We start from the raw sequence: 5530 nt of genomic DNA, 5'->3' as shown, positions 1-5530 counted from the left end.
CCCATATTGCTTTGTGCTTGCCAAGAAAGTTCGGCAATTCCTATAATGGCAAAAAAAGAACTATCCTTAATGTTTGTGATGAATTGTTGGATAATAAAAGGCACTGATCTTTTTAAAGTTTGGGGGAAGATAATAGAGAAAAAAACTTGCTTTTGGTTCATCCCTAAAGAATGAGCGGCTTCAATTTGTCCTTTATCTAAGAATTTAATATTTTGCATTAAAATTACATTAATGTTTGCCAAAGAATTAAGTACTAAAACAAAAAGACCTGCATACAAACGTTTAATTTCAAAAAGATCTTTGCAAAGATAACCAATACCATAAAAAACAAGCATTGCTTGGGCAGCTACAGGAATTCCTTTTAAAATAAAAAAAAAAGTATCTAAAAAATAAGTTGTTCCTTTGTTAATATTTAATATTATTTTATTATGGGATTGAGAGTTTTTAATTAAAGTATATGAAGTTGCAAATAAAAAACCAATAATAAGACCATCAATAGCTAAAATTAAAGTGGTTTTGAGTCCTTCTAGATAAGATGGAAAAGTTTCTTTGATTTGATGCCAAGTAGTGCTTTTAGAAAGCATGTCTTTGTGGTTGTCAAAAACTGTTTTTAATCTTGTTTCTGATTCACTTTCTATTTTTTTTATTTTATTGTCTATTTGGTTGTATTTATCGTTGTCTTTTGTTAAATTTTTACGTTTTTCCTTTAAATCTATAATGTCTTGTAAACTTTGGTTTTCATCTTTTGTAACTAATTTTAAATCGCATAAAATTTTATCCATTTTTTCTTTTAATTCTAGGCTTCGGATTTCTTTTTCTCCTTTAGGCAAAAATATCCCTAAACCTTGAGGACAAACAGAATATTTTGAATCATCTGAGGTCATATCAAAATATATTAAGTCATCTTCTTTTTGACAAGCACATCTAGCCAAATAACTATCTATTACAAAAATATCTGATTTTCCTTGTAAAACATCTTGAAAACATGCAGGAGGACTAGTTAATTCGTTGTTTTTTTTAACATGTGATTTGATATCATCTTTATTTGTTATTTCATCTTCAATCATTTTGATTGCAGCAGTGCTAGTAACTGTTACAAATTTAATTGGTTTTTGAGGTGCACCTTTTTCTTTTAATTTTTGGCAAAAATCCTTATATTCTATTTTTTTATTTTCAACTATTTCTTTGAATCTGTCATCTTTTTTTCTTACTACCATGCTTGTTGCAGTTTGTGTGTATGCTTTAGAAACTATGAAATTTTCTTTTCTTTGGTCTGTAATACTTAAAGTTGTAATTGCCAAATCTACAGTTCCTTGCTCTAAGGCAGTTAGAACTCCTGCAAAATCAAAGACATGAATTTCTAAATTATACTCTAATCTTTCAGCTACATCCTTGATTAAATCTATATCGAATCCTGCTATATATTCGCCATTTGTAGCTTTTATAGCGTTTTTTTGATTTGTAGCTTTAAAAGTATTGGGAATAGAACTATTAGTCATTGCTACTTTTAAAGTTTTGGAATATTTTTGAAGATTTTGTTTTTTTGTTTTGGTTGAAAAATGCCATCCAAATACTGAAAAATGCAACCATACCAACAATATAGAGCTAATTGATAATGTAATAATTTTGAATATTTTTATATTATTTTTCTTTTGGAAAATATTTTTTAAAAATGAGTTTTTATTAATTAAATTAATGAAATTGTTCACTTCCTTTTCTATTCTTTTTCTTTTATTTTTTCAATTTAATATTTTTTTCTAACATTTTGCTTAAAAAACCAGTCATACTAATAATTATTAAATAAAAACAAGATATCATTACAAAAGGCAAGATTGGATTTAAGGTAGCTCCCATATTGCTTTGTGCTTTCCAAGAAAGTTCGGCAACTCCTATAATGGCAAAAAAAGAACTATCCTTAATGTTTGTGATTAATTGTTGCAAAATAAAAGGAACTGACCTTTTTAAAGTTTGAGGAAAGACAATAGAGAGAAAAACTTGCTTTTGGTTCATCCCCAAAGAATGAGCAGCTTCAATTTGTCCTTTATCTAAGAATTTAATATTTTGCATCAAAATCATTGTAATACTTGCTAAAGAATTAAGTATTAAAACAAAAATTCCTGCGTGTAAAGGATTAAAATTTCCTTTAAAAAGAAAAGTAATACTGTAATAAATAAACATTGCTTGAGCGGCTACAGGAATGCCCTTTAAGACAAAAAACAAAGCATTTATGGAAGTATTTAATATTTTTATTATAGCAACTATCAAGAAATTATTTTTGTGATAATCTAATTTTATATTTTTAATTAAAGTGCATATAATAGCTAATAAAAAGCCAACAATAAGACTGTCAATAGCTAAAATTAAAGTAGTTTTGAGTCCTTTTAGATAAGATGGAATGGTTTTTTGGGCTTGGATGAAAATCTTTTTTGTTGGTAGTTCAATTGTTTCTTTGTTTTCATTAAAGACTTCATCTAGTCGTTTTTTTACTTTTTTTTCTATTTCTTCTATTTTATTTTTATCTTCTGAACTAACTTCTTCTTTACTAGTTTCTTTTAATTCATGATTTTTTTTCTTTAAGTCTATGATGTCTTGGAATTCGCCTTTTTCATCTTTTTTAACTAAATCCAATTTTACCAACGCTGCATTTATCTTTTCTTGTAAATTTGGTATTCTTCTATCTTCATCATTTTTTTTAGGAAAAAATATTCCTAAACCTTGGGGACAAGTAGAATGTTCTAAGTTATCAGAATGCACATCAAAATATGTCAAATCTTGATTTATTTCATAAGCCCATCTAGCTAAACAATTATCTGTTATAAACATATCTGATTTTCCTTGTAAAATATCAGTAAAACATGCAGATGAACTTGTTAATTCTTTATTTTTGATGACATATTCTTTTTCTTTATTAGTATCTGATTTGATTTTTTCAATTACTGGGATTGCAACAGTATTTAGAAATGTTATAAATTTAATGGGTTTTTCTTTTCCTAAATCTTTTAATTTTTGGCAAAATTCATTATAATTTATTTTTATTTCTTTGTTATTGTTTGGCTCTTGTTGTTTTCTTAAATTATCCAATAAATCATCAAATCTTTTGTTTCTTACTACTATGCTGGTTCCAGTTTGCATATAGGCTTTAGAAACATCGTATTTTTCTTTTCTTTTGTCTGTAATACTCAAAGACGCAGCTGCGATGTCAATTGTTTCTTGTTCTAAGGCATTAAGAAGTCCTGCAAAATCAAAGACATGAAATTCTAATTCTAAATCTAGTTTATCAGCTATATTATTGATTAAATCAATATCAAAACCCGCTATATATTCACCGTTTACAGCTTTTTTGGCCTTCTTTCCCTCATTTTGTTCTAAAACTTTAAAAACATTAGGAGCAGAATTGTTGTTAACTCCTACTTTTAAAATGGTTTTCTTTTTGGAATTATTTTTTATATGGAAATATCCAAATATGGATAAATTCAGCCATATTAAAAATAAAAAACTAATTAATAATGCAGTAATTTTTAACATTTGGGTTTTATTGGTATTTTGGAAAATGTTTTTAAAAAAATGTTTTTTATCAATGAAAATAATCACTTCCTTCTTTTAATTATTGGGTGGTTGTTTGGGTTTTCTTTTTTTAGTTTTTTAGTTTTGGATTTGTGGATTTGATTTTCCAAGCCAAAATAAAAATATTTAATTTTAACAAAATAAAAAAAGTCTTTGCAGACTTTTCTTTGGGATTTAATTGTTTTATGAAAAATAAGGTATTTTTTAAAAATTACTACATATTTTCTAAAAAAGGAACCCCTAAAATTCTTAAACTTTCTTTAAGAGTGATAAAAACTGCTTGGATTAATAAAAGATTAGTGTTTGTAGTGGTTTTATCATCTGTTAAAATCTTTTCTTGTGAATATAAAAAGTTAAAATTTTGAGTTATTTTTAACATATATCTTGCCAAAATACTTGGCATATTGTCTTTTTGGGCTTTTTGCAAAATTAAAGGAAATTGGTCTAATAATTTTACTAAAATAAAATAATGGTCTTTTTGATAAATGGTTTTGTCAATTAAGTTTGTGTCTAGTTTTTCTTTGTTTAAAAGGGAATTTAGACGTGCTGCTGTGTATTGAAGATAAGGTCCTGTTTGTCCTTTAAATTGTAAAATAGTTTCTAAATTAAAATCAATATCTAGATGTCTATCGTTTTTAAGGTCGTTAAAAATGATGGCTCCTACAGCGATTTTGCGTGCAGTTTGGTTAAGATTTGATAAATGAGGATTTTTTTCTTCAATGATTTTTTGGGCTAAAATAGTAGCTTGATTAATTACTTCAATTAAGGTAGTAAATTTGTGATGTCTAGTAGAAATTTTTTTGCCATCCATCAAAACTAAACCAAAATTAATGTGTTTTATTTTAGTGTCACAGTATCCCATTTTTTCAATTATTTGGGCTAATTGTTTAAAGTAAAGTTTTTGTTCGTTGCCTACAACATATAAAACATTTTGACAATTAAAAGTGTTAAAACGATATTTAAAAGTAGTTAGATCTCTTGTTAAATACAAGGTGCTGCCATTAGTTTTTTTCACTAAACCAGGAGGTAAATTATCAAGTTCTATAAGCAAAACTTGGTCTTCTTCTTTTAAAAGTTTTTTTTGTTCTAATTCTTCAAAAAGAGGAGCGATTTTGTCATTATAAAAAGATTCTCCCAAGAAAAAATCAAATGAAATCCCCAAAATATCATAAATTTTGCAAAATTCTTGTAAAGACACTTCGCGGAACCATTTCCACAAATCGAGATATTTTTGGTTTTGTTGTTCTAATTGTAAAAAAGCAAAATTGGCTTGTTCGTTTAATTCAGGATTGGTTTTGGCTTGTTGATGAAAAAAAACATATAATTTTTGTAGTTCGTTAATTGGGTCTTTTAGGATTTTTTCTTTGTTGCCCCATTTTTGATAAGCTACAATCATTTTACCAAATTGGGTTCCCCAGTCTCCTAAGTGATTGATTCCTACTACCTCAAAACCTAATTTTTGATAAATATTTTTGAGAGCGTTTCCAATAACAGTAGAACGCAGATGACCAACAGAAAAGTTTTTAGCAATATTAGGAGAAGAATAATCAATAACTATGATTTGATTTTGATTGGGAAAATTGCCATAATTAGCTTGTAATTCGTTGATTTTGAGTAATATTTCGTAAGCTAATGAAGCTCTTTTAAGTTTGATATTTAAAAAACCGTTTAAAAACATTAATTCTTGGATTTCGTTTATTTTGACAAGGTTTTTTTTGATATTTTCAAAAATAATATGAGGGTTAGTTTTGGTTTTTTTGGCATAAGCAAACAAAGGTAAAGAAAAATCAAATTTGTCATTTTCCAGTTGTTCTTGTAAAATTAATTCTTCTAATAAAACTTTTTGGATTGCATTTTGGATTTTGCTTTTAGTGGTTTGTAAATTCATGATTGCAGTTCCTTTCTTTTTGGATTGTAAAATAAAAAATGATTCCTGAATGATGACAATAAATGATAAAATAATGAA

At 26.7% G+C, this 5530-nt stretch carries 3 protein-coding genes; all 3 read right to left on the bottom strand.

All coding sequences use genetic code 11. From position 1 onward, the window contains the following. Positions 1 to 1499: transporter substrate-binding domain-containing protein (locus OL66_RS03010; protein ID WP_238568817.1), on the bottom strand; the 1499-nt coding region annotated here is incomplete at its 3' end. A 232-nt stretch (positions 1500 to 1731) separates the two neighbouring features. Next, entirely contained in the window at positions 1732 to 3591 is a 1860-nt protein-coding gene (locus OL66_RS03005) for a transporter substrate-binding domain-containing protein (RefSeq protein ID WP_034172413.1), read from the bottom strand. A gap of 187 nt (positions 3592 to 3778) precedes the next feature. Continuing rightward, the gene (gene argS, locus OL66_RS03000) at positions 3779 to 5452 is read right to left on the bottom strand and encodes an arginine--tRNA ligase (protein ID WP_034172412.1); all 1674 of its coding nucleotides are present in this window, start codon (positions 5450 to 5452) and stop codon (positions 3779 to 3781) included. Positions 5453 to 5530: the final 78 nt, after the last annotated feature.

The sequence above is a fragment of the Chrysanthemum yellows phytoplasma genome, assembly GCF_000803325.1.
In the GTDB taxonomy this organism is placed as follows: Bacteria; Bacillota_I; Bacilli_A; order Acholeplasmatales; family Acholeplasmataceae; genus Phytoplasma; species Phytoplasma asteris.
This window is presented reverse-complemented; position numbering and strand designations above follow the sequence as displayed.